Origin of the sequence: Enterobacter cloacae complex sp. ESBL7, assembly GCF_041679625.1 — a bacterium.
Lineage (GTDB): Bacteria > Pseudomonadota > Gammaproteobacteria > Enterobacterales > Enterobacteriaceae > Enterobacter > Enterobacter asburiae_B.
In genome coordinates this window covers 1-255 of sequence record NZ_JBGORN010000067.1, presented here as the reverse complement: position 1 = coordinate 255, position 255 = coordinate 1, and the positions used below count along the sequence as shown (strand labels likewise).

1 protein-coding gene is annotated in these 255 nt (G+C 38.0%); it reads right to left on the bottom strand.

Annotated elements, in window-relative coordinates:
- The coding region (locus ACERY3_RS25485) for a hypothetical protein (protein WP_373226814.1) at window positions 1-255 on the bottom strand (255 nt) is incomplete at both ends.

The window sequence follows — 255 nt, the reverse complement described above, 5'->3', positions numbered from 1 at the left end:
TCTTTTGCCTGATTGTTAGATAAGGCCACAAACGTTCTTACATCCGCTCCTTTGATAATATTCCCGTCTGCAGTAAAGACAACTTTATTATCGGTATAGTAAGGATGCTTTAATGATCTGAAGGTATTTTTATTGACTGGAAAACTCATTTCCTTGCAGTTAACCCATGATTTACCCTCGGTCAGTAAAAATAAATTATCAAAGTGAGCGTTGTCAGGATCGAATGATGCCGGAAGTCGGGTAGCATTACAGAAA